17 protein-coding genes and 1 pseudogene are annotated in these 23,669 nt (G+C 70.8%); 10 read left to right on the top strand and 8 right to left on the bottom strand.

Features of this window, described 5'->3' with window-relative positions; all coding sequences use genetic code 11:
• Positions 1-2 precede the first annotated feature (2 nt).
• Together POL72_RS21445 and POL72_RS21440 are read right to left on the bottom strand one after the other, a co-directional pair.
• Positions 3-1,121 carry a hypothetical protein gene (locus POL72_RS21445; RefSeq protein ID WP_272097364.1) on the bottom strand — a complete coding sequence of 373 codons (1,119 nt, stop codon included), beginning with the start codon at positions 1,119-1,121 and terminating at the stop codon, positions 3-5.
• A 17-nt stretch (positions 1,122-1,138) separates the two neighbouring features.
• On the bottom strand, positions 1,139-2,668 hold the full coding sequence (locus POL72_RS21440; protein ID WP_272097363.1) for an RNA polymerase sigma factor: 1,530 nt from the start codon (positions 2,666-2,668) through the stop codon (positions 1,139-1,141).
• Between the two features lie 396 nt (positions 2,669-3,064).
• Between POL72_RS21440 and POL72_RS21435 the strand changes: the two genes are divergently transcribed.
• Entirely contained in the window at positions 3,065-3,757 is a 693-nt protein-coding gene (locus POL72_RS21435; RefSeq protein WP_272097361.1) for a DNA-binding protein, read from the top strand.
• 80 nt (positions 3,758-3,837) lie between these two features.
• Positions 3,838-4,428 carry a Uma2 family endonuclease gene (locus tag POL72_RS21430; RefSeq protein ID WP_272097360.1) on the top strand — a complete coding sequence of 197 codons (591 nt, stop codon included), beginning with the start codon at positions 3,838-3,840 and terminating at the stop codon, positions 4,426-4,428.
• A 90-nt stretch (positions 4,429-4,518) separates the two neighbouring features.
• Here POL72_RS21430 and POL72_RS21425 read toward each other — a convergent pair whose 3' ends face one another.
• The 5 genes from POL72_RS21425 to POL72_RS21405 all read right to left on the bottom strand — a co-directional run bounded on the left by POL72_RS21425 (position 4,519) and on the right by POL72_RS21405 (position 12,745).
• Positions 4,519-5,100: a hypothetical protein gene (locus POL72_RS21425; RefSeq protein WP_272097359.1), complete on the bottom strand. Its 582-nt coding sequence runs from the start codon at positions 5,098-5,100 to the stop codon at positions 4,519-4,521.
• Positions 5,097-6,416, bottom strand: a complete 1,320-nt coding sequence (locus tag POL72_RS51270; protein ID WP_272097358.1) for a tetratricopeptide repeat protein — start codon at positions 6,414-6,416, stop codon at positions 5,097-5,099. Before POL72_RS51270 ends, POL72_RS21425 begins: the two co-directional genes overlap by 4 nt.
• Before the next feature lie 227 nt (positions 6,417-6,643).
• The gene (locus POL72_RS21415) at positions 6,644-8,740 is read right to left on the bottom strand and encodes a hypothetical protein (protein WP_272097357.1); all 2,097 of its coding nucleotides are present in this window, start codon (positions 8,738-8,740) and stop codon (positions 6,644-6,646) included.
• A 47-nt stretch (positions 8,741-8,787) separates the two neighbouring features.
• Positions 8,788-11,451 (bottom strand): type VI secretion system tip protein TssI/VgrG, encoded by a 2,664-nt coding sequence (gene tssI / locus POL72_RS51265; protein ID WP_272097356.1) that lies wholly within the window; start codon positions 11,449-11,451, stop codon positions 8,788-8,790.
• 280 nt (positions 11,452-11,731) lie between these two features.
• On the bottom strand, positions 11,732-12,745 hold the full coding sequence (locus POL72_RS21405) for an SGNH/GDSL hydrolase family protein (protein WP_272097354.1): 1,014 nt from the start codon (positions 12,743-12,745) through the stop codon (positions 11,732-11,734).
• A gap of 149 nt (positions 12,746-12,894) precedes the next feature.
• Between POL72_RS21405 and POL72_RS21400 the strand changes: the two are divergent.
• The 6 genes and pseudogenes from POL72_RS21400 (at position 12,895) to POL72_RS21370 (ending at position 19,627) form a co-directional block, all read left to right on the top strand.
• Positions 12,895-14,289 (top strand): annotated as a pseudogene (locus POL72_RS21400) (IS1380 family transposase).
• 1,298 nt (positions 14,290-15,587) lie between these two features.
• Positions 15,588-16,334 (top strand): radical SAM protein, encoded by a 747-nt coding sequence (locus POL72_RS21390; RefSeq protein ID WP_272097351.1) that lies wholly within the window; start codon positions 15,588-15,590, stop codon positions 16,332-16,334.
• Positions 16,331-17,407, top strand: a complete 1,077-nt coding sequence (locus POL72_RS21385; protein WP_272097349.1) for a radical SAM protein — start codon at positions 16,331-16,333, stop codon at positions 17,405-17,407. The genes POL72_RS21390 and POL72_RS21385 overlap by 4 nt, the downstream gene beginning before the upstream one ends.
• Complete coding sequence (locus tag POL72_RS21380; RefSeq protein ID WP_272097348.1) at positions 17,404-18,396, top strand: class I SAM-dependent methyltransferase; 993 nt, start codon at positions 17,404-17,406, stop codon at positions 18,394-18,396. Before POL72_RS21385 ends, POL72_RS21380 begins: the two co-directional genes overlap by 4 nt.
• Positions 18,397-18,407: 11 nt before the next feature.
• On the top strand, positions 18,408-19,025 hold the full coding sequence (locus POL72_RS21375) for an AAA family ATPase (protein WP_272097347.1): 618 nt from the start codon (positions 18,408-18,410) through the stop codon (positions 19,023-19,025).
• 56 nt (positions 19,026-19,081) lie between these two features.
• Positions 19,082-19,627 carry a Uma2 family endonuclease gene (locus POL72_RS21370; protein WP_272097346.1) on the top strand — a complete coding sequence of 182 codons (546 nt, stop codon included), beginning with the start codon at positions 19,082-19,084 and terminating at the stop codon, positions 19,625-19,627.
• Positions 19,628-19,696: 69 nt separating this feature from the next.
• Here the strand turns inward: POL72_RS21370 and dnaX are convergent, their stop codons facing one another.
• Positions 19,697-22,087, bottom strand: coding sequence for a DNA polymerase III subunit gamma/tau (gene dnaX, locus POL72_RS21365; protein ID WP_272097345.1), 2,391 nt, complete (start codon positions 22,085-22,087; stop codon positions 19,697-19,699).
• Positions 22,088-22,598: 511 nt separating this feature from the next.
• On the opposite strand from dnaX, the gene POL72_RS21360 reads away from it, so the two are divergent.
• Both POL72_RS21360 and recR read left to right on the top strand, forming a co-directional pair.
• The gene (locus tag POL72_RS21360; protein ID WP_272097344.1) at positions 22,599-22,922 is read left to right on the top strand and encodes a YbaB/EbfC family nucleoid-associated protein; all 324 of its coding nucleotides are present in this window, start codon (positions 22,599-22,601) and stop codon (positions 22,920-22,922) included.
• Entirely contained in the window at positions 22,919-23,635 is a 717-nt protein-coding gene (recR, locus tag POL72_RS21355; RefSeq protein WP_272097343.1) for a recombination mediator RecR, read from the top strand. Before POL72_RS21360 ends, recR begins: the two co-directional genes overlap by 4 nt.
• Positions 23,636-23,669: the final 34 nt, after the last annotated feature.

The raw sequence follows: 23,669 nt of genomic DNA, 5'->3' as shown, positions 1-23,669 counted from the left end.
CCTCAGAAGCGCGCTTGTAAACCGATGCCGAGTGCCACGGCGAGAGCAGGCGCGCGCCAGACGGGGCGCTCGGGCTCAGGAGCGCCTGGGTGGCGAAGAATGGCGGCTCCGGCCACAGGATGAACGACATCCGCGTGTGCTCGGGCCGATAAATTTTCTGACAGAGGCCACTCGATACCCGCCCGTGCACCGAATCCGCTGTGGAGATTCAGCCGTGATGTCGCGTTTAACGGAACGTTGGGAGCCGCATGGAGTATGCCGAGCTCGGCGAGGCCGCACGCGAACAGGCTGCGGCGGTCGAGACAGAAGACGACATCCGTCGTGAGGGTGGAGACCGACATGCCGACGGCTTCGACGTTTCCCGACAGCGAGGCGAGCCCGCGGACCTCCAGCGTAACGGACCACGCCGGCCAGCGTGCCCCGAAGGACAGCGCTGGCCCACCGGCAACGCCTGGTGTCATCCCGAGGCCCGTCACAGCGCCGAGGCCGGCCACCCAGGAGAAGCGCCCTGCCGGAATCCGCGGCAACGCGCTGCTCCGGGGCGGCGCGCGCACCGGCGGCGCCGTGCCCGGGGGTGGCGGCGGCGCATGGGCTGGCTGCGGCGGGCAGGGCCGATCCGGCGAACAGGGCCCCTCGGGCGGCGCGGGCGGCGAAGCGGGCTTCACTGGCACCCCAGGTGGTGCGGCGAGCTCGGCGGCGTCGTCGAGCAGCACCGCGATGGACAGGGCCATGGCGGTGACGAGCACCTTGCAGTCATCGTAGGCGCTGAACCCGTCGAACCAGCGTCCGTGACCGTCGCCGTCGCGGAGGAACATCGAGGCGGCGAGCTTGCCGCGCCGGCGCTCGATGGACGCCGTCATCGTGAACGGAGCCTCCGAATCATAGGGGTCGACCCCGCCCATCGCCCGGGCCGTCTCCGCGCGCAGCAGCTGCTCGTCCGGGCAATCCTCGGCGCCTGGCCCACGGATGAACTCGAGCCGCGCCCGGAGCGGCGTGGCCGTGGGCTCGGCCCGGACCGGTGCGACTCCGGCGGCCGAGATCGCGGCCGCGGCCATCGAGGCGAGCGCTGCGCGTGCTGCCCGCTTCCTGCGCGCGCCCTCGTCGTGAGATCTCCCGCGCATCGGCCTCGTCCGCGCGGTCACGGAAGCGTCTGCCCCGCCGCGCTGCCGGCCGGCGCTGCCTGCGCCGCCGCGGCCTTCGATCGCAGCCGCTCGCGCGTCAGTTTGAGCCGCCCCTCGGGGAACCGCCGCTCGTGGGCGGCGATGCGCTCCAGCGCGGTCGCTCTATCGCCTTGCAGCAGCGCCTGCCTGGCGGCGGCGAGCAGCTGCAGCTCGTCGGCGAGCGGCTCTCGATCCTGGTCGGAGGGAGCGTGCTGCTCCGGCGCGGCGGGTTTGCGCGGGCGGGAGACGCTCGCCGGCGCGGGCGTGGGCGCGCGAGAGGGTGGAGCTTCCTTGTCCGAGATCGCATCGGCTCGCGGCGCCTCGGATCGCGGCCTTCCACCGGGCCCCGTCTCCGGCCGCGCATCAAGGCCGACGGCACGCGAGAGGAGGAGCGGTGTCGCGATCGGGCCCAGGCGGTTGGCCCAGAGGGCCGGCGCTGGCGCGAGCGCGGCAAACAGCGCGGCGCCGCCGACGCCTGCCGTCGCCCACGCCAGCGCCGGGAGGATGAACCGGGCGAGCGCCGGGCGGGCGAACCGGGCGAGCAGACGCGCGAGGCGCGCGGCGCGCCCAGGCCTATCAGCGAGATCCTGGCGTCCGAGATCGCTCGGGAACTCGGGACGGGTCGCGGGCGCGCTCGTCTCGACGACGGCGGAGGCGCCGGAGTGGACAGCCGGCGACGCGGCGGAGCGCGAGGAGGCGAGGGAGAAGAGCGGGACCATGAGCAGGCCGGACCGGAGCGCGCGTTGCTCCTCGGGGCGCAGGCGCTTCACGGCGGCGCGAAAGTCTTCGCGCGCGAGGCGCAGCCGACTTGAATCGGTGTTCTCGTTGAGCTCGAGGGAGCGCGCGATCTCGCGCACCGGGATCTCGACCATGTCGGCCATGATCAGGATGGCGCGCCGTTCGGGCGCGATCGTCGCCAGCAGGCGGGTCGCGATCGCGATCCGCTGGTTCGTGGCGATGCGCTGCTCGCTGCTCGGCGCGACGTCGGCGCCCTGGAAGCATGCCTCGTCTGAAAGGCCCACCGGCACCTCGAGGCGCCGGTAGGTGCGCTCCAGATGGCGCCGGACCTTTCGCCAGGCGATCCCGAAGAGCCAGCTGCACTCGACACGCCAGCGCGGGCCGAGGCCGTGCGGGCGCGATGGCCGAGGGGGATTGCGCAGCTCCGGTGGAGGGAGCGACGCGGGGTCGTCCTGCTCCTGCTTCTCCTGCGCGGTGTCCGCGGCGGCGCCTGGCACGGCGGACACGATGTCGTGGAGAAGCGGCGAGTCGACCGGCGGCAGTGAGGCAGAGCCGCAAGCCGCGGCGGGATAGGCCGGGTTGTACCGGGGGAGGCTGGTGTAGGCGCCGAGGAGGACCTCCTGGGAGAGGTCGTCGATGTCGTCCTCGGCGACGCCGAGGTAGCGGAGCATGCCCGGGAGGACGTGAACGGCGGTCGCGTGCATGGACGTCCAGGTGCTGTGCTGGACGAGGTCGACGGGAGGAGGCGGGAGGGGAGAGAGTGTGCTCATGCTTAGAATTGCGGGGGATTCTTGGGACCGTCACGGAATCGACGGGGGCTCGCGCCAAGGGACGAGGCGGAACCGCAGGCGGGCCTCCAGCTGTACGAGGATCGGAGCCCGGGCTGCGCGCCAGCGCGCCTGATCCCTGGCTGTTCCGGAGAGCGTCGCCCCGCGGCACCGGCGTGCTCCTGAGCAGCGCTTTCAAGAGGGAGGGGAACGTCGCTCGGGATCGCCGCCCGCTCGTTCCACGTCGTGGTTCACGCGGATCCGCGTTGAGGAATGGCGCGACGGAACGCACGCTTCGGCAGGTCGCGCCATGGCGACGCGGCGCTGGGCCTGTAGATGACATCCAGCGCACCGGGGCCATGGCTTGTCCCCAGGAGGCAGCACGACTAGGGACAGGGAATGCGCAAGACCGTTTCGACTCGCAGCATCGTCTCGATCGCCATCACCGCATGCGTCCTCGCGACGACGGCCTGCAGCTCTGACGAAGAGTCGCCTGCTCCGGACGAGGAGGTCGTGGTCGCCATCTCCGAAGCCCGCGGCCTGGCCGAAGGCTCCACGGCGACGATCGAGGGTGTCGTGACCGTCGCGCCCGGCACATTCAATTCGGCGACCGGCGAGCAGGGCTTCGCCCTGCAGGACAACACCGGGGGCGTCTACGTCAGCCTACCCGACGCGCTCGATCTCGGCCTCGATACCCGGGTGCGTGTCACGGGGACGCTCGGGCAGGCGGCCCAGCAGACGGTGCTCAACGCCAAGGCAGCCTCGGTCACGGAGCTCGGCGAGGCCGGAGCCGTCGGCCCGAAGGACGTGACGACCGGAGCGGTCGGAGAGCCCGTCGAGGGCCTGCTGGTGAGCGTGGGCGGCCGCGTGACCAAGGCCGTGGAGGACGACCAGCCCTACGGCTTCAAGGTGTACATCGACGACGGCTCGGGCGAGATCCAGGTCTTCGTGCATATCGTGGACGGGCAACCCGTCATCGACACCGCGTCGCTTGCGGTCGATCAGGACATCACGGTGATCGGCCTCGCCGCGCAATACGAGACGACCTACGAGGTCGCGCCGCGCTTGGCAGGAGATCTCGTGGCGCAATGAGCGAGCCGGGCGGCGCGCCAACCCGACCCTGCGCCTTACCGCCTTGCCCCGCTGTGCGCCCCCGGGCAGACTTGGCCCCTATGGGCCGAGCCGCCGAGAAGCAGCGTCGCGCGACGTACGCCGACCTCGAAGCCGTTCCGCCGCACCAGGTGGCGGAGCTCGTCAGCGGCACCCTGCACGTGTTCCCCCGGCCGGCACCGCGACATGCACGGGCGTCGTCCAGGCTAGGCATCAAGCTGGGCGGACCGTTCGACCTGGGCGACGGAGGGCCCGGCGGCTGGCACATCATCGACGAGCCCGAGCTGCGCTTCCCCGACCCGGACGCGCCGGGCGAGCTCGACGCGCTCGTGCCCGATCTCGCCGGCTGGCGCCGCGAACGCATGCCCGAGATGCCCGACACGGCGTACTTCGCGCTCGCCCCGGACTGGATCTGCGAGGTGCTTTCCCCTTCGACGGAGGGCGTCGACCGCGACGACAAGATGCCGATCTACGCACGCGAGGGCGTGCGGCACGCGTGGCTGGTCGACCCGATCGCCCGGACGCTGGAGGTCTACGTGCTCGGCGCGGATCGCGGCTGGGGGCCCGCCGTCGTCCACCGCGACGCCGCCCGCGTCCGCGCCGAGCCCTTCCACGCCATCGAGCTCGATCTCTCGGTCCTCTGGGCGAGGTGACCTGCAGCCGCGCTGACCTGTCCGAGCTGACCTGGACCGAGCAGCGATGGTTGTACTCCTGCCCGAGGCGATACTGGGTCCATCTTGGGATCAGCGCTTCTTGCTGGGCTCGCGCGCCGGATCGAGCTCCTGGAAGGGCAGCGTGGGCCGGGGGACGAACCGGCTCATCTCGGCGGTGCCGTGGAGGTTCCGCAGCGCGCCGGGCGCCGGCTCCGCGGGCGGAGCGGGCCACGGCGCGCTCGCGGCCTCCCGGGGCGCGCTCGCGGCCTCGTCGCGCAGGTACGACGGCCGCTCCGCCGCACGCTCGCCCTCGAACGCGCGCGCGCCGTCGGTGTCCCCCTGCTGGGCCACGGGCTCGCCGAGCGACTCGATGCGCGGCGGGAACTCGCGAAGTCGCCGCTCCTGGGTCGCGAGGGCCTTCGCGAAGCGCGTCAGGATCTCCGGCTCGTCGCGGGCGAGCGCGCTGCTCATCGCCGTGCCCCAGCCGCGCGTCGCCGCGTCCCAGCGCGCCGGCTGGACGCCGAGCCGGAGCAGCACCTCGATCGCGCGCGCCGCGGGGAAGTGGCGGCGATAGGCCATCACCTCCGCGTAGCGCTCGATCGTGAGCCCCTCGATCTGCGGTTCGCGCTGGTGCGCGCGCCCTGCCTGCCGCCCTCGCTCTGCCGCGCTCATCTCGGCTCCTCGGTCGCGGCGCCGCGCGCCTTGCGCTTCGCCAGCCGCTGCTCGCGCTCCTTCACCCATTTCGGGGTGTGGAGCGCGGGGTTCTTCAGCCACCCGCACGCCTCGCGATCGCCTCGATCGCACGCGAGCTGCGCGGTCTCGCGCGCCTTCTTCGGGTCCCTGGGCACGCCCCACCCCTTGTCGTGGAGCAGGGCGTAATCGAGGCAGCTCGGACTGCTATCGCCAGCGCATGCCTCGCGGAGACGCTCGGCGCCTTCGCGCATCCCTTCTCCCTCCGGTACCTCCTCGCCGTCGTGGGAGATGAGCCAGACACCGAGGGTACGGCATGCATTCCTGTCGTGCCAGCCGCAGGCCCGCCGGCGGACGGCGATCGAGCGGGAGACGTCGCGCTGCGCGCCCTCCGCGTCGAGGTACATCGAGCCGAGGACGTCGCAGCCCTGCGCGAAGCCGAGAGCACAGCTTCGCTCCATGAGCGAGAAGCTCTTGCGCAGGTCCTTCGCCATGCCGCTCCCGAACTTGTGGAGCGCCGCGAGCTCGTAGCACGCGCCTCCGATGCCGCCCTTGCACGCGATCTCGAACAGGAGCGCTGCGCCAGCGAAGTCCTTGTCTCCCTGCTCTCCTCGCTCAAGCATGAACGCCAGGTCGTTGCACGACGCGAGGTGGTTGCGCGTCCGGCAGAGCTCGCCGAGGCGCGCCCTCGCCGTGCTCGCGCGCACCCCCTCGAGCACGTTGCAGAAGAGGCCTGTGTCCTCGCACGCTGCCTCCCGGAGCTTCTGCTGGCGCTTCACGAACCCTTCGATCCGCGCCGTGCGCTCGTGCTCCTTGATGTTCCCGAGCGCGGTGAGATCGGCGGTCCGCCACATCTCCGTGGCATGCTTGCAGCTCCACTCGCTGTCCAGGGAGCAGCCTTCTGCCAAAAGCTCGCTCCCCCTGGCCTGGTTCTTCGTCCCATGGATGGGGACGAAATGGACGGCGCCCAGGAAGCCGCAGGCGTCGCCGTCCTTGGCCTCGCAGGCCCGCTCCAGGAGCTTGACCGCGGCGGTTCGCTCCTCATCGGTTCGCGCCTCGACGCCCGGCTCGCTCCGGAAGCGGAGCTGAGCGAGATGACCGCACGCCGGCAGGTATCCGCCGTCGCAGGCCTTTCCGTAGAGCGCAGCCGCGCGCGGGTAGTCGATCTCGAGCGAGTCCCCGAGGTAAAGCGCCGCGAGCCGGTCGCACCCGCTCTGCTCTCCGCCATTGCACGCCGCGTCGAGCGCGATCGCCGCCTGCTTCGGATCCGTCTGTCGGTAGATGTTCCCGACCCGCACGCAGCTCCGCAGCGCGCCCTGGTCGCAGGCCCATTTGCACTTTTCGAAAGGATCGGATCTCGTGCAGTCCGTAGGAGCTGCTCGCAGCGCGCTCGCGGTGGGTGGCGCAGCTGCTGTGACGGGAGGCGCGGCCGTTCGCGACACCGCGGGCGACGGCGTCGTCGACGGCGCTCCTGAGCACCCGAGCAAGGTGAGGATTCCGGCGGACAACGCTGTTGCAAGCGCTCTCATACGAGCTCCACGATGCCGGGTTCCTTGGGCTCGTCGTCGATCATGCACCCCCTGAGCGCGTCGGCGTGCTCGTCGTCGGTCGCGATGGGCATGGAGTCCTGCTCGGTGGCCGCCCTCGTGTCCTCGCCGTCGCGGAACAGCGATGGAATCGCGATGTCGATATCGTTGTAACGGTCGTCGAAGCGCTCGCCGTTCCAGGGCACCTCGAGCTTCGGATCGCGCCCCTGCCGCGCCACGGGCGCCACGCTGTCCTTGATCGCGTTCGGCAGCGGGTTGCCCTGGATCTGCTCGTTCGTCACCCCGAAGCTGAGCTCCGACCGAGCCCGGCTCCAGTAGAGCGCGCCTCCTCGGTCGTCATTCGTGAGGACGATCTGCGCCACGTAGTCCTCACCGTAGCGGAGCCCCGGCGCGGGCGGAGGATCCTTCTTCGTCTTCTTCGCCTGCTCCCTGTCGAATTTCATGCGGCGGATGACGGACACGTCGCGCGCCATCTCCGAGAGCTTCCGGCTCCGCGCGCCCTTGGTCCACATCATCCTCGCGAGCTCCATGCGCGGGATGTAGATGATCCACCAGGGCTGGATGCTGGTGAACCCGGGGGTGTTGCGCAGCGACCACGCGCACTTGCTCACCCAGAAATTCTGGTCCTTGTCATCGTACATCCGCATGAGCTTGCTGACGAACAGCACGTGTCGGTCGCTGAGCTCGCGCCCAGGGCGGCGCTCCGCGATCACGAGCCGCATGAGGCCGATGGGGCGTGCGCGGCGGATGTGCGCCGCCATGACGTCGAGCGCCACGGGGGCCTCGGGCAGCACGCCCATCCCGCAGAAGACGTTGCCAGGAGGAGCCGTGGTGAGGGAGATGCCATCGTAGATCCCCTCCTTGCCGAGGGGGTCCATCACGGTGTCACCTGTATGTTTGTCGAGCGGGTAGCCGTTGCTCGTGTCGAACTTCTGGATCCGCTTCTCGTCCTTGCTCACGCGGAGCACGAAGAAGATGTGCGAGCCCTTGCGCTGCCCTGTGGCGGGCAGGGTGACGCCCACATACATGTTCTCTGCTTCTGCCTCGGAGGTCGGCGCGGAGGGTGAATAGGGCAGCGTGTCGACCTTCGATTGCTGGTCGGCGCTGCTCGTGACCATCCGTTTTGGCGCGTCGTGCTGCGAGTGCTTCTCAGGTAGATCGTTGAGCACGTGGTCCGCATGCTTCTGGTCGACCGTCGGGCGTCCCTGCGCATCGGTCACGACCCAGGCGATGGGGACATAGCCAGTCACCATCTTGTTGTCGCCGAACGGATTGTAACAATAAATGGTGCCAGGGCCGATCGGTGGAGTCTTCTCCAGGCCAGCAGCGACGTCGAGCGTCGCCTCCTTGGTCGGGTACCACCTGCCGCCCGGAAATTGCTCGGCGTCGAAGATGGGGCGACCGGGGTTCTGTCCGGCTGCCCAACAGGCGCCGTTCATGTGCTGCTCGAGCGTGAACCCGCGCGTGATGGTTCCATACGTCGCGTTGTGCTCGCACGCACAGCAGATCGAGATGGCCGGGTCGTCGTTGTCGGTCATCATCGCGACGAGATCCGTGTTCCTCTTTTCGAGCTGTTTCTTGAAGATCTGAACCTCGAGCCAGGTCGCCGGCGCGGTCGCCTTCTTCCGCAGCCCCCATACGTCCTGGCTCATGTAATCGATCGACGTCTTCTGCATCCGCGAGAAGATGAACGAGTCCCACTTCGAATCCCCGAAGTAGCACTGTCCCGGCCCCCCGTACCGCTGGCCGAACATCGCCTCGCTGAGCGCCTTGGCCCAGGCCTCCTCGGCGGGGTCGTCGACCCACTCGTCCTCGCCGTCCGTGCCCGGCGGGCCGGCCCACGCGTCGTCGAGAGGGGCGTGGATCCGCGCGTCGATGTGGGCGAGGATCTGCTCGATGCTCGTCGCGTCGGTGAGATCCAGCTCGTGCGCCGGGAACTCCGGCGCGCCCGTGGTGCCGTCGGGGTAGTCGACGGGCGTCATGTTGAGGCACGTCGTGAGCCGCGGCGGCTCGGCCTCGAACGCGGCTGGCGGCGAGGCGTGGCCAGGGCCGCCTGCGGGGACCTTGACTCCCATCGGTGCGCTCGGAGCAGGCATCGTCTCTTCTCTCCCTTGGCGTCGCGTCAGCTCCCGTGCCGCTCGACGATCGACCCGGCGGTCGCCCCGTCGAGCTCCCCCGTCGGCTCCAGCGCGTGGTCGCTCTGGAACCTCCGCAGCGAGGCGCGCGTCTCGTCGTCGATCTCCCCCTTGCCCGCGCCCCGGTAATACCCGAGGTTCTTGAGCCGGATCTGCGCTCCGGCGATCGACGTCGGCGCCGGCAGGTCCTCGATCTGGATCGAGTAGCGCCGCACCTGCCCCGTGGGGAACTCGCCGAGCCACAGCGTGATCTCCGCCGTCCTCGCCGCCTCCGGCACGTCCGCCTCGATGGATCCGTCACGGCCCGTCTCGCCGTCGAGCTTCAGGCCCTCGCACACCATCTTGAACCGCTTGCCGGCGTAGGGCTCGAACCGCTCGTCGGTCAGCCGGATGCTGAACCTCTTCGTCCCCGGCGGCGCCTCGCCGTCCTCCGGCGGCTCGGGCGCGCCCTCGTCGCAGTTGAGGAGCACCTGCTCGCCCTTCACGCTCGCCTTCTTGCCGAGCTCGATCGACGCCTCCTCGCCGTAGATCTTGACGACCTTCGACACGATCTCCGCGTCGCTCGCGAGCCGCACCGCCGGGCCCGGGCCGGACAGCGACGCGCGCTCCGAGCCCACGACCTCGATCGACCTCGCCCGGATGACCACGCCCTTCGGCGTGACCTCGATCGAGCTCTGGCCCGACTCGAGCACGATCGAGTCCTCGGCGCGGACGCGGATCACGCTGCCCGAGGAGAGCAGGTACTTGCGCGACACCGAGACCTCGGCCTGGCCGTCGTCGCGGCCCTCGCCCACGAGCAGCGTGTGCTCGGCGTCGACGCGGAGCACGTGCGGGCCGCCCACCACGGTCGTCGAGCCGCCGTGGAGCGTGGCCGTGTCCGTGCCGTGCACCTCGACGCTCCGGTTCTGGAGGATCTCCTCCGCGACGCTGCCCGTGGTGCGGCCGCGCGCGTCGCCGCCGCAGCTCCTCGATGCGCCGCCCTCGACGACCTCGACGAGCGCCCCCGTGACGTGATCGTCGCGGTCGCCCTCGACGCGGACGACCTGCTTCCCCGCGACGTTGAGGGTCTTGTCGCGGCCGACGGTCTCCGTGGCGTCGTTCTCTATCGAGGCGTCGAGATCGCGCTGCGCGCGGATCACCACCTGCTCGCCGCCGGCCCGGTCCTCGAAGGCGATCTCGTTGTATCCGCCGCCGCCCGGCGTCGACTGCGTGCGGATGCCGCTCCGCGAGCGCGAGCGCGGCAGCGGGTGCGTCGGCGCGTGGAGGCCGTTGTGGAGCGCGCCCACGACGACGGGGCGGTCGAGATCGCCGCCGAGGAAGCCGACGAGGACCTCCATCCCCACGCGAGGCACGAACTGGAAGCCCCAGCCCGCGCCCGCCCACGGCGTCGCGACGCGGAGCCAGCACGAGCTCCTGTCGTCGCGCGCGCCGTCGAGGTCCCAGTGGAACTGCACCTTCACGCGGCCGAGCGCGTCGGTGTGGATCTCCTCGCCGGGCGGGCCGACGACGGTCGCGGTCTCGAGCGCCTGCCGCACCGACGCGCGGGGCGCGGGGGGCCTCACCGGCACGGCCTCGGGCGCGCAGCGGAAGCGCGCCTCGTAGCTCGGCCCGTCGCTGCCCGAGAGGTGCGCGTTGTGGCCCTCGTGCTCGACCCGGGTCAGCACGTAGCGCCCGTTGAGCGCGGCGACGTCGTGGCCCTCCAGCGAGAACCTGTGCCCCGGCGCGAGCCGCCTGCACCACGACGCGCCCTCGCCGAGATCCGCGCGCGCCCGGGCCTGCTCCAGCGCGATCTGCGCCCGCTCGGCGCCGGCGTCGATCCTCTCGTCGTGATCGTGGTGATCGTACGTCGTGCGCGCCCGGATCGCCTCCCCTCGGGCCGCGCCGAGATCGAGCGCCGGCCGCGCGAAGTCGAAGCCCTTCACCCGCGCGCCGCGCGGCGCCTTCGCCTGCCTCCGCACGAACCGCGTCACGTGCCGCTCCTCGGGAGCGAGCGCGGCGGCGCCCGTCGCCTGGCGGTAGGCGAGCGTGGGATCGCCGGCGATCTGCGCGTAGGCCCCGGGCGAATCGGCGAAGACGATCACCTCGGGCGCCGCCGGATCGCCATCGCCGCCCTCGGGCGGCTCGAACCAGAAGAAGACGCCGTCCTCCGCGCAGAGCCTGGTGATGAAGGCGAGATCGCTCTCCTGGTGCTGGACGCAGTAGACGCGCGGGGGCCGGGGCGCGGCGAGGGAGAAGCGGTGGGGCAGCCCCGCCTCGGCGAGCACGGCGCCGAGGACGCCCGAGAGGGGTTGTTCCTGGAAGATCCGGCTCTGCCGCCCCTCGCCGAGGAGGGCGAGCCGCGGCTCGATGCGCACGCGGACGACGGCGCGCCCGTCGCCGTCGGCGCCCTCGACGCTCACCCGGGTGACGACGCCGGTCACCGCGCGCGCCTCGGTCGCCGAGGTGGGCACGCGCAGGGACGCGGGCCGCTCCATCAGCGCGGCGGCGAGGGTCGCCTCATCGATCGCCCCGGCGTCGAGCCGCGCGGTGACATCGAAGGAGAAGCAGCGTGAGAGCCTCTCGATCCCTCGAAAGCGCACGACCTCCAGATCGGGTGTCCCGGGCGCGTCGACGCGGAGCTGGAAGAGGGCGGAGGGCGAGGGCGCCTGCACGGGAGCGGATGGTCGGCGGCCGGCTGAGCGGCGTCAACGCCGGTGGAGCGTCGGCGCGCGCCCTCGATCGCCGCGACGTGGTGATCTCGGCCTGGCAGGACGTTCACGGTTCGGCTTCGCTACGGTTCGAGAGTCGCAACACAGCCATGGCGCGTCGCCGTCGGCTCACTCGTGCCCCGTGGGCGCGAAATCAAGGCTGAGATTACCTACCCCCTGGTCGAGCCTGCACACGCCGCGCCGGGCGTCGGGCTCCGCGCGCCTCCCTCCAGCGACCGCGCCGTCACAGCAGAGGCTGCAACGCCGCGTACCACTGCTCGCCCAGCAGCACGTAGCCCTGGAGGTTGGGGTGCCACTGATCTTCGAGCAACGTGGTCTTGTTCGGATTGAAGGGCGTGTACATGTCGACGGAGATGATGTGTCGGCCTGCGTCCGCGCGGGCCTTCACCACCGCCGGAATGGCGTCGTCGTAGGTCTTGATGCGCGCGCTGAGCGCGGTGTCGTCGCCCTTGCTCGCATCGCCGCGCGACGGGACGGGCGCGGCCACCACGATGAGAACACTGGGGAGCTGCTCGTAGATGCTGTCAATCAACGCGCCCAGACGTTTGGGAGCGTTGGGCATGTCGTAATTGTCGATTGCGTCGTTGGTTCCAATCATCAAGAGCACGATATCGGGCTTGTATTGCGGCATGACGGTCGACACCAGCGTCGAGATGCCGCTCCTTCCGCCGGCGGGGGCGATCGTCCAGCCGCTGTGGCCCTCGTGGTTGTGCGGGAACGCCACGCCGCCAACGGTGCTCGGTCCGTTCGATCCCGAACCGACGAACGTGATGTTCTTGCCCGCCGCGTGCGCGAGCCGGAACAGCTCGACGCGATAGCCGCCCGGCGTGTCCCCGTTGTATCCGTCGGTGATAGAGTCGCCGAACGGCATGATCTTGCACGCCGTACCGTCGGTCGGGCAGGGCCGATAGGTCGAGCCCGCGCCGCCGCCGGCGCCACCCTGCGCGCCCGAATCGCCGCCGCTGCCGCCGGCCGCCGCGCCGCCGCCATCCCCGCCACCGCCCGTTCCCGCGAGCGATCCACCGGTGCCGGCCGCAGAGGTCGTTCCGCCGGTGCCCGCGGCAGCGCCGTCCGTGCCGCCGCCGTCGCTCGTTCCGCCTGCGCCGCCGCCGGCGCCCGCTTCGCCCGCTCCGCCGGCGCCCGCTTCACCCGCTCCGCCGGCGCCCGCGCCGCCGCCGCAGCCGAGAGCGATGACGACGAGCCCGGCCACGACCGGCCAAGATGTGATCCTCTTCATGCCGGAGGATGGTAACGCCGAAGGCTACGGCGTTGTCAACTGAGCCTGAATTTCGCGCGTCCTGAGCCATTCAAAAAAGTGGCAAACTGACGCCGCAAAACGGAATGCATTGAAGAAAAGGCTCGGCGTGCGCACCCGTTGCGTTTGTTATGACCCAACGCAAGCGCACGCCGAGCACCTCGAAGGTGCGACGGCGCATCCGCCGAAACGAGCCCAAACCGACCCCGCCTCGACGCGCCCGCGTCCGCCGTCCCGATCCGCGTGCGGTGCACCTCCGCGCGACGGAGACGACGCTCACCGGCGTGGCGGGGCTGGTCGGCTTCGGTGTCTTCCTCCGTGAGCTCGATGTCGACGCCGAGCTCCAGCGCACGTTCGGTCGACTCAAGCCGGACAGCCGTGTTGTCTTCCCCATGGCCGCCCAGATGCGGCTGCTCATCGACGCCGCCGTGGCCGGGGAGGCGCGGGTCTTCGGCCTGGAGGCGCCGGCGAACGACCCGCTCTTCGTGCACCTGGCCGGTGGCGTCGTGCCCAGCATCGACAGGGTCTACCGTGACCTCCGCCGCTTCGACGACAAGGCGCTCGCCGCGCTCGATTCGATGCTCGCCGAGCACGGGCTCGCTCCGCTCGCCAAGGCGCCGCCCGACATCATCCATCTGGACGTGGACACCACCGTCGAGCCGCTGTTCGGCTCGCAGGAAGGAGCCCGACCGGGACCCAATCCTCGCTACCACGGCAGGCCCAGCTATCACCCGCGGCTCGTCCGCGTCGCCGAAACCAACACCGTCATCGGCGCCCAGCTCCGGCCGGGAGACACGAACTTCGGCAACGATGACGTGCCCGACGTCGAGCGCTGCCTCGATCGCGTCCGCGCGGCGGCGCCCGAGGCCGCCGTCTACGTGCGCATTGACGCCGCCGGCGACTGTACCCAGCTGCTGCGGGCCATCGCTGACAAGAGGGCCTTCTTCCTGACCAAGCCCAGGCTTACGCGCGATCTCGCTGGTGCCATCTCCCTGGTCACCCGCTGGAAAACCGTGGACTGGGACGCGGACGGTCGGCCTCGTCGCCAGGTCGCGGAGGTCCTGTTCCGGCGCGGCGAATGGGCAGACCTCGCGGCCCGCGTCATCGCCGTCCGGACGCTCGATCGGACGCACGCCAGGCCCATCTATCTCTGGGGCGATCTCGACTACCCCGTGCAGGTCTACCTCACCAACTAGATGGTCGAAGCGCCGGAGGACGTCGCCGCCCGCTACGACCTTCGGGCTGGCGTCGAGATGCTGATCCGCGACCTCAAGCACGGTTGGGGCTGTGGTCAGGTTCCAAGCCATACCTTCGTCGCGAACCACGCGATGCTGCTTCTGAAGCTCCTCGCCCACAACCTGATGCGCCGTTACGCGCTCCGGCGATTCCCCGAGCTGTCGCGCTGGACCGCGCCGTGGCTTCGCCGCGGGCTCATCCTCGCTCCAGGACGCCTGCTACGAGGCCCAGGACGGGAGCGCCTCCTCCGCGCCCCGGAGCTGTCGTTGCTCGGACGCTGGCTCAACTGAGCGGCAGGCCAGCATTGTGACGGCATTTGGGGAAAGGGGGAGGTGTGCCCTCGCATCGCGATGATGCAGCGGAAAACCGCATTTCTCGCATATTCGCGGTCCGGCGCGCCGCTGAATCACTGAACCCCCGTCCGCTACCGCTCCGACGCGCGAAGGTGAAGTTCAATGGGGCCGCCGCCTTTCAACGGCGGAGAGGGGGTCCCGTCGAAGGTGCGGCGCGGGAAGGGGTCGGAGCTTCAATGGGGCCGCCGCCCTTCAGCGGCGGAGAGAGGACATGCGTGCGACTTGAGGTAGCCGTGAGGGCAGCTTCAATGGGGCCGCCGCCTTTCAACGGCGGAGAGCACGTGGACCGGGACGTTCATCCTGCCGAGGGAGAACTTTCAATGGGGCCGCCGCCTTTCAGCGGCGGAGAGATGACGCGATGTTGACGGTGGCGACGTCGCAGGCCCAAGGCTTCAATGGGGCCGCCGCCTTTCAGCGGCGGAGAGCTGATGGCCGAACGGAATCCGCAACTCGGCGTAAGGATCGTGCTTCAATGGGGCCGCCGCCTTTCAGCGGCGGAGCGTGTAGGCAGCTGCACCCACCAGCCGCACCGACACTACTTCAACTAGGCCTGCATCGCCAAACTCGACGATGTGGGGAAGCACCGGGGGCCGCTCGATCGCTGGCATGCCAAACTCACGGATTCGCTGCATACACCATGTCTTTAGACATGCGGCATGGTTCGTCAAGCGAGCCTCGGTTGCCGTTCTACTACAAGTCTCCAGTGAGCACCGACTCTTAACACAGAATAGCGGCCACTCAGACCGTACCGCGAGGCGCACCTGGCTGAAGTCGTCTCGACGGGCGAGCCCAATCGCTGACCTATTTAGCTCACCTGCTCGCTTTGCCGATTCAACCCGAACAATTCGCCCTTCCTCCACATGGCAGAGGCGGCAATCCGACCAGCCAGCTCTGAATTCCTTGAGAATCAAACGGTTTATGCGCACGCCTCCGCCCGGCCAATCGCGGCTGCCGATATACCCAAGGACCCGCCTAGCACTCGCGAACACGCTGTCCGCGCAGCGCGGACTCGGGCGGCGAGCAGACGACCCCATGCTCCTCGCCGGCAATGCATCGCCCTATCGCCACTAGCCTCGGCCTGCTCCTCACCTTCGCCGAGCCCGTCCGCGGCCCCATCGCCCTCGGCTACGCCTCCCACTTCGGCCTCGGCGCGATGGCCCCATCGCCGTGATCCGCCGCCCCGGATCTCCTTCATCCCCTCCCCTGCCCGCCGTATCCTCCTCGCAGGAGGCTCCATGCCGACCGCGACGCGCCCCCAGAACGCCACGCTCACGGGCACGCTGCCGCTCGACCGCCCCACGGCGGAGCGGCCGCACCGGCTCTACGTGGCCACGTCGAACCACTGCAACCGCTCCTGCCCGTGGTGCTGCACCTGCTCGTCGCCTCGGGGGCAGACCTTCCTCGCCCTCGATCGCTACCGCGCGAGCTTTCCGGCCGAGGGCCCCTTCGAGGTGCAGCTCGAGGGCGGCGAGCCCACGATCCACCCGCACTTCGACGAGATGGTCCGCCTCGCCCGCGCCGAGCCCCGCTGCGCGCGCGTCGTCGTCGTGACCAACGGCGTCGAGATCCCGCGCGATCCGGCCGGGCTCGACGCCTGGCTCCAGAAGCTCGGCGAGCCCGCCACGATCAAGCTCTCGGTGAACCACCACCTCCTTGAGAACGACGGCGGCCTGCTTGCCCTCGCGTGCGCCCTGCGCGAGCGGCTCTCGGCGCTCGGCGGCGATCGCCAGCTCGTCCTGAACGTCCGGTTGCGCAAGACCGAGCCCGACGGCGATGCATGGATCGTCGAGGCAGTGCGCGACGCGGGGCTCATCGAGCTCGCCAACGTGTTCCACCTCCAGCGCTATGGCTTCGCGCAGAAGCGCGACGACTGGGACGAGCCCTTCCTCGTCGGAACCCATTTCACGATGCTCAACCCGGACGGCAGCGCCTTCGGCCCCGACCTCGTGGCGCGCTCAGATGCCATGAGGAGGCTGCCGTGAGCGCCCGTCCCTTCCGCGAGGAATGGCGCCGCCTGAAGAGCCGCGCCTTCGATCTCAAGGGCAACAGCACGGCCGGCGACACGGTGCGCTTCGACCTCTGGGGCCGGCCAGTCGAGGTCTATCGCAACGCGAACTTCTCCATCTACAGCCGTCAGCCCTGCAACGCGAAATGCCACTTCTGCGTCGAGGAGCTGAGGCCAGCGTCGCGCGGGCGCAGCCTGTCCGTGCAGAAGACCGTCGAGGACGACGATGGGCGCTATTTCGATGCCATGGCGGCGTCCCTGGAAGCGCTCCGGCCGCTCGATCCGACCGTCTCGGTGACCGGCGGGGAGCCGAGCCATGATCCGCGATTGCCCCGCATCCTCGCGCTCGGGCAGGCCCACCGGGGCCGCAAGCGGACGCTCACAACGAACGGCTCGGGGCTGCTCCAGCAACGCGAAGGAAAGCGGGTGATCGACTGGATCGTCGACACTGGCGTGCAGCACCTCAACATCAGCCGTGCCCACCCCGATCACGACAGGAACGCACGGCTGATGGTGATGAAGGACGGCCTGCGCGCCGACGAGCTCCGCAGCGTCGTGGCGGCGGCGACCTCGGGCGGCACCCGGGTGCGCCTCTCCTGCGTGCTCCTCGACGGGCAGATCGACGCGGTCGAGCCCATCGTGGAATACCTGCGCTTCGCCCGGTCGCTCGGCGTGGACAACGTGATCTTCCGGCAGCTGATGAAGACCGACCCGACCGCGGTGGTCGAGAACCACGTCGTCAAATACAGCGATCGCGCGCGCGTCCGCCTCGATCCGCTCCTCGACGCGCTGAGCGCCGACGCGCGGTTCTCGTTCGAGCGGCAGATCGTGGGCTATTACTACTATGTCGAGGTGTTCCGCTTCGAGGACATGGATGTCGTCTTCGAGGAGGCCGACCTCGCCCAGCTCGAGGAGACGAAGCGCTCGGGCCCGGGCATCGTCCACGAGCTCATCTTCCATCCCAACGCGAGGCTCGCCTCCACCTGGCAACCGTGGGACGGCGTCCTCGGCCCTCCCCCTTCGATGCGCGCCTCGCTGGCCACGTCATGACACCGCTCCTCATTCCCGTTCCTTACATCGGCCGGAACCTGCTCTTCCTCGAGGAGGTCCTGGACGAGCTCGAATCGCACGGCACTCCTCACCTTCTCCTGTTCCGCGCGAGCGAGGCGGACAAGCTGGCTCGCCTCCTCGAGCACGGCACCGACCGCGCCGGATACCCCGGAGAGAGGGCCTGGACCGACGGCCCGGATCAAGGGCGGCCGATCCGGCACGAAGACGTGATCTTCGCGACGACCGAAGGCGAGATCCGGAGAGGAGAGCGGGAGCCCGAGCGGTCCACGTCGCTCAAGAAATTCGCCGTGATCGAGCGGCCCCTGTTCATCGCGCACGACGCCCGCTGCTTCGTCAAGCTGTGCGACAGGCAGTACGAGTACCGCGATCCGGCGCAGAAGCGAGCAGCGCTGCTCGCGCTCTTCCCGGTGAACCGGGCCGCGCCCATCCAGGGCTGGTTCTCCGAGGAGGACGGCCTCTCCTACCGGGCGCTTGTGCGCCCCATCCGGGGAGGCGCGATGGTCGAGGTGGGCTCGTGGAAGGGGCTCTCCACGGCGTACGTCGGGCGGCTCGCCGCGAGAAACGGGGTTGCGCTCCATTGCGTCGACACCTGGGGAGGCTCGAGCGACAAGTACGCGGACAGGTATCGCGCCATGCTCGCCGCGGAGGACGTGCCCGGCGCGTTCAAGGCGAACATGGCGGCGCTCGGGATCCAGCCAGACGTCCTCCGGATGGCGTCCACGGACGCGGCGGCGCGCTTCGCGGACGCCAGTCTGGATCTCGTGTTCCTCGACGGCTCGCACGACCGCGCGGCCGTGCTCGCCGATCTCGAGGCCTGGTGGCCAAGGCTCAAGCCGGGCGCCGTCCTGGCCGGCCATGACCACAACGAGGATCACGCGGGCGTCATGGAGGCCGTCGCTCACTTCATGTCGCGTGCCGGACGGGCGATCGAGCGCGGCGCAGGCTCGGTGTGGTGGGCGCGGCGATAGGTGGGATGGCGATGAGCAAACCTCTCTTCGTGGCGACAGGGGCCTATTCGTGCGGCAAGACAACGACGCTCCGTCACCTCGCGTCCACGCGGGGCTATCGCATCCACGGAGAGGCGCACCGGCGCGTGCTCGACGAGCTCGGCGCGCGCACCCACGGCCACGCGCCGGACGCGCCGTTTCGTCCGATCGACACGCCGGAGCACCTCTGTCCGATGTGCCGAAAGCGGGAGTTCGCCGCGCGGGTGCTGGAGACCCAGAAGGCGATCGAGGCGGACGCGCGGGAGGGAGACTGGCTGGAGCGCGGGTACCTCGATCCGGTCGAGTACTACCTGCGCACGAGCGGAGAGGCGGAGTATCCCTGGCCGGAAGGCGAGCCCGCGTTCGAGCGTTATGCGCTTGTGTTCCTGTTCGCCGTGATGCCAGAGCTCCAGGAGCCGCGCTGGGGCAAGAGCCGAGAGGCGCGCGCCGCCGAGGCGGAGCGGATCAACCGGCGGCTCGGCGCGCTCTACCGCGCGGCGGGCTTCGAGGTGATCGACGTCGCCCCTGGCACGGTGGAGGAGCGGGCGGAGTTCCTGGCGAGCCGCGCGCGGCTCATCGAGCGTGCTATCCTGCGCGCGAGCCCATGGTAGCCGCCGCGCACATGCCGCTTCCGTCCTCGACCGCTCCTGCGGGGGAGCAGCGGTTTGTGCTCCACGGCGTTCCCTGGCAGACCTACGTGAGGCTGCGGGACGAGCTCGACACCCCCGGCCTGCGGATGACCTTCTGCGAGGGAACGCTGGAGCTGATGAGCCCGTCGACCGAACACGAAGTGGCGAAGACGACCATCGCCCGCCTCATCGAGCTCTTCGCGCTGGAGCGGGACGTTCCTCTCTACGGCTACGGCTCGACCACGTTCCGGCGCGAGGCCAAGTCACGCGGCCTCGAGCCCGACGAGTGCTACTGCGTTGGCAGCACGCTGAAGGAATTCCCCGAGTTCGCGATCGAGGTGGTGTTGACGAGCGGCGGGATCGACAAGCTGCCTGTGTATAGCGGGCTCGGAGTCCGCGAAGTCTGGTTCTGGGAGCGCGACGCATTCCACATTCATGCATTGCGCGGTGAGCAATACGAGCCCATCGCGGCCAGCGAGCTCATTCCGGATCTGGATCTCGTCGCGCTCGCGCGCTTCGTGCGCTGGCCGGATCAACACGAGGCGGTCAAGGCGTTCCGCAGCTGGCTGCGAAACGGAGGCTGAGGCCGCCCCGCCGTCAGCCCACGGCCGTGCTCGGCGCGCCAGGGCGCATGGCGCGCCGGCCCGGGGCCCTCACCCCTCCGCGAAGTCCTGAGCGAGCCGCACGTCCTTGAGCTCCGCGCCGAGCAGCTCGATCGCGGCCGTGACGAGCGGGTGATCGGCCACGGCGCGCTTGGCGGCATCGATGCGGGCCTTGCGCTCGGCGGTCTCGACCTGGGCGAGCGACGGGCCGGCGCTGCCGCGGGTGATCGTCTCGAAGACCAGCTCGGTGGGGCCGCCGAAGTGGGTGCCGAGGACGCGGGCGAGCAGCTCGCGGGACACCGGCTCGGTGGCCTGGCCGGCCAGGAACGAGTTCGCCTCGTAGCCGAGGGCGACGCGGGTCGGCGTGAGCTCCAGCACCGCCGCGTGCTCGAGGACGGAGGCGAGCGCCGGCCGCTGCACCCTGACCGCGGCGATCACCGCGCGCCAGGTGGCGAGGTCCTCGGCGTTCATCGCAGGCGGCGGCGGCGCGCTCGACGCTGGCGCCGGGCCCTGCGCCGAGGGCGGCACGCTCGACGCCGGCGCCGGGGTCTGCGCCGAGGGCGGCGCGCTCGACCTCGGCGCAAAGCTGGGCGCCACGAACGGCGGCGCGCTCTGCGGAACGGAGTACAACGCGCCGCGCGGGGAGGGTGGCGGAGCGCTGTCGGCGCGGTACGCGGGCGCGGCTGCGCTGCTCGCGTACGGCGGCGCCTTCGCGAAGGCCGGCGCGGCGCCGCCGCTCGCGAAGCTGGTCGCGGCGCCGTGCACGCCCGGCGCGCCGTTCACGAAGGGGACGACGTTGGCAGCCGACGTGCCGCTCGCCGCGACAGCGCCGTTCGCCGCCATGCCGCCGTGCGCTCGCGCCACCCCGCTCCCGCCCGGCGCGCCATAGGCAGCCGCCGCACCGTTCGCCCTCGCCACGCCGTTCACCGCCGCCGCGCCGTTCACCGCCGCCACGCCATTCGCCGGCGCCGCGCCGGTCGGTCTCCCCGCCGCGCCCGCGCCCGCTGCGCCGCTCGCAAAGGCGACGCCGTTCGCCGGTGCGCCGGTGGCGGCCGCGCCGTTCGCTCTCACCACGCCGTTCGCCGCCGCCGCGCCGTTCAACGCCGGCGCGTCGTTCGCCCTCGCCACGCCTGCCGCCGCCGCGCCGGACGCGCGCGCGTCCTCCGCCGCAGCCTCGGCCGAAGCCGCCCCGCGCCGGGGCGCAGCCGCTCCGCCGGAGGGCGCTCCAGGCCGCTGCGGCCCGCGCTCCGGCGCGCCGCCACCACCACCCCCGCCGCCGCCTCCGCCGTTCAGGCGCCGCTCGAGATCGCCAAGGCGGCGCAGCAGCTCGTCGATCGGCAGGAGCGGCGGCCTCCGGGCGAGCCGGACGAGCGCCATCTCGAACGAGGCGCGCGGCTGGCCGCTCCGGGCGATGTCGTCGAACGCACGCGAGAAGCCCTGGTGCAGCCGCGTGAGGTCGTCCGCGTCCGCCCGCGCCGCGAGCGCGCGCGTGTCGGCGATCTCCTCGTCCGCGAGATCCAGGAGCGGCGCCGGATCCTCGCAGACCTTGGCCACCACGAGATCGCGCAGGTGCGCGAGGAAATCGCGGGCCACGTGGGGCAGATCGTACCCCTCCTGCGCGAGCTCGCCGACGATGCGCACGCAAGCCGCCGGGTCGCCGTCCACGAGCGCGCCCGCGAGCCGGTGCAGCACGACGCGGTCGGCGACGCCGAGCACCTTCGCCACCCCCTCGGCCGTGATGCGATCGCCGCTCGTCCCCACCCACGCGATCACCTGATCGAGCAGGCTCATCGCGTCGCGCATGCTCCCCGCCGCCTCCCGCGCGAGCGCGCTGAGCGCCGGGTCGTCGGCGGGGATCTTCTCCTGATCGAGCACCCAGCGGAGCCGCGCCGCGATCGCCTGCGCCCCGATGAGCTTGAAGTCGTAGCGCTGGCACCGGCTCAGGATCGTGACCGGGACCTTGTGCACCTCCGTCGTCGCGAAGATGAACTTCACGTGCGGCGGCGGCTCCTCGAGCGTCTTCAAGAACGCGTTCCACGCCGCGTTCGAGAGCATGTGGACCTCGTCCACGATAAAGATCTTGAACCGGTCGCGCGCCGGCCGGTACGGCAGGCTCTCCTGGAGCTTGCGCACCTCGTCGACGCCGTTGTAGCTCGCGCCGTCGATCTCCTGGACGTCGACGTCCGCGCCGATCGTGATCTCGGCGCACGGCGCGCACGTCTGGCAGGGCGTCGCCGTCGGGCCGCGGACGCAGTTCAGCGCCTTCGCGAGGATGCGGGCGCTCGTCGTCTTGCCGACCCCGCGGACGCCCGTGAAGAGGAACGCGTGGGCGACGCGATCCCGCGCGATGGCGTTGGCGAGCGTCGTGGAGACGTGCTCCTGTCCGACGAGATCCTCGAAGGACTGCGGGCGCCATTTCCGCGCGAGGACGACGTAGCTCATACGCTGCTCGACTAGCACCTTCTCGCGGGCGCGTCGCCGCAGCTGTGGCCGGTACGGAAGTCGCCCTGCATTCCGGAGAGTTTGCCAGAATTGCCGCACAAAATGCACCCCGCCCGCGCCAGGGCCGGAACCGGGCCACCGCTCGCGCCAAGGAGCCCCTGGAGAGCGCCAACGGGCCCTAACAAGGCGGAGCGGAGGAGCCCGCTCGCAACGGCAGCCCCGGAAGCGCTCGGCGCGAGCGGAACGCACGGAAGTGGAAACGGAAGCGTCCGCTCGCAGAGGACGGGGGCGTCCACCGCGGAGAGATAGACGCCCCGCAGCGGAGCCGACAAACGTCGGGCCGGCGCCCGCCCCCGGAGGGAGACGCGCCCGTGGTGCCGCCGCGCGCTGCGTCGAACGGCCGCGCGCTGCGTCGGCGGGCCGCGCGTCCAGCGCCCCACCTCGCCCCCCGTTCCCCTCCCCTTCACGGTTGCGGCGCGGCGCGGTTCACGGCATAGACGCCGATCTGAATATGCAATTTCGCGGCGGAATGAACGAGCTGGTTCGCCAGGCGGCGCGCGTGCAGCGCAAGATCGACCAGGTGAAGGGCGAGCTGAAGGACCGCGAGGTGAGCGCGACCGCCGCCGGCGACAAGGTCACCGTCGTGGTCTCCTGCGAGGGCAAGCTGCGCCGGATCGAGGTCGACCCCGCCTTCCTCGCGAGCGAGGGCCTGGAGATGGCGCTCGACGCCATCGTGGCCGCATCGAACTCGGCGCTCGACGCGGCCGACAAGCTCGTCGAGACCGAGATCACCAAGGTGACCGGCGGCGTCAAGCTCCCCGGCATGCATACTTGACGGCGTTGCGTTCCCCGGCGTCGCTCCCCGGCTCCTCGAAGGTCCCGAACGGCGACCGGGGCGCGCCCTCGGCCGGCTTCCGAAGCGCGCCCGGCGGCCTGCCCGGCCGGCTGTCGCGGGTCGCCCAGCTGCTCGCCCGCCTGCCGGGCGTCGGCGAGAAGACGGCACAGCGCTTCGCCCTCTTCCTCGTGACCGCCGGAGAGGACACCGCGCGCGACCTGGGCGGCGAGCTCGTCGAGCTCTGCGATCACATCAGGCCGTGCATCCGGTGCGGCCATATCGCCGAGCTCGACGACGACGGCCGGGCGCTCTGCGCCATTTGCCTGGATACGCGGCGCGACGGCGCGCTCCTGTGCGTTGTCGCGCGCGTCCAGGACCTCCTGGCGATCGAGCGGAGCGGGGCGATGCGCGGGCGGTATTTCGTGCTCGGCCGGCTCCTCTCGCCGCTCGAGGGGGTCGGCGCTGAGGAGCTGCCGCTCGAGGCGCTCCGGGCGCGCGTGCGCGATCCCGAGCAGCCGGTGAGGGAAGTGCTGGTCGCCACCCCGCCTTCCGTCGATGGAGAGGCGACCGCGCTCCTGCTCGCGCGGGAGCTCGGCGCGATGGGGATCCAGGTCACGCGGATCGCCAGCGGCGTGCCGCACGGGGGAGATCTGGAGTTCGCCGACCAGGTGACGCTGGGGCGAGCCATCGAAGGCCGGAAGAGCTTCGGCTAGCAGGAAACGCGAGAATCGGCCCCAGCCATGAAAG

Source organism: Sorangium aterium, assembly GCF_028368935.1.
In the GTDB taxonomy this organism is placed as follows: domain Bacteria; phylum Myxococcota_A; class Polyangia; order Polyangiales; family Polyangiaceae; genus Sorangium; species Sorangium atrum.
Note: the sequence above shows the minus strand (reverse complement) of the source record. Positions and strands in the feature narration are given on the sequence as shown.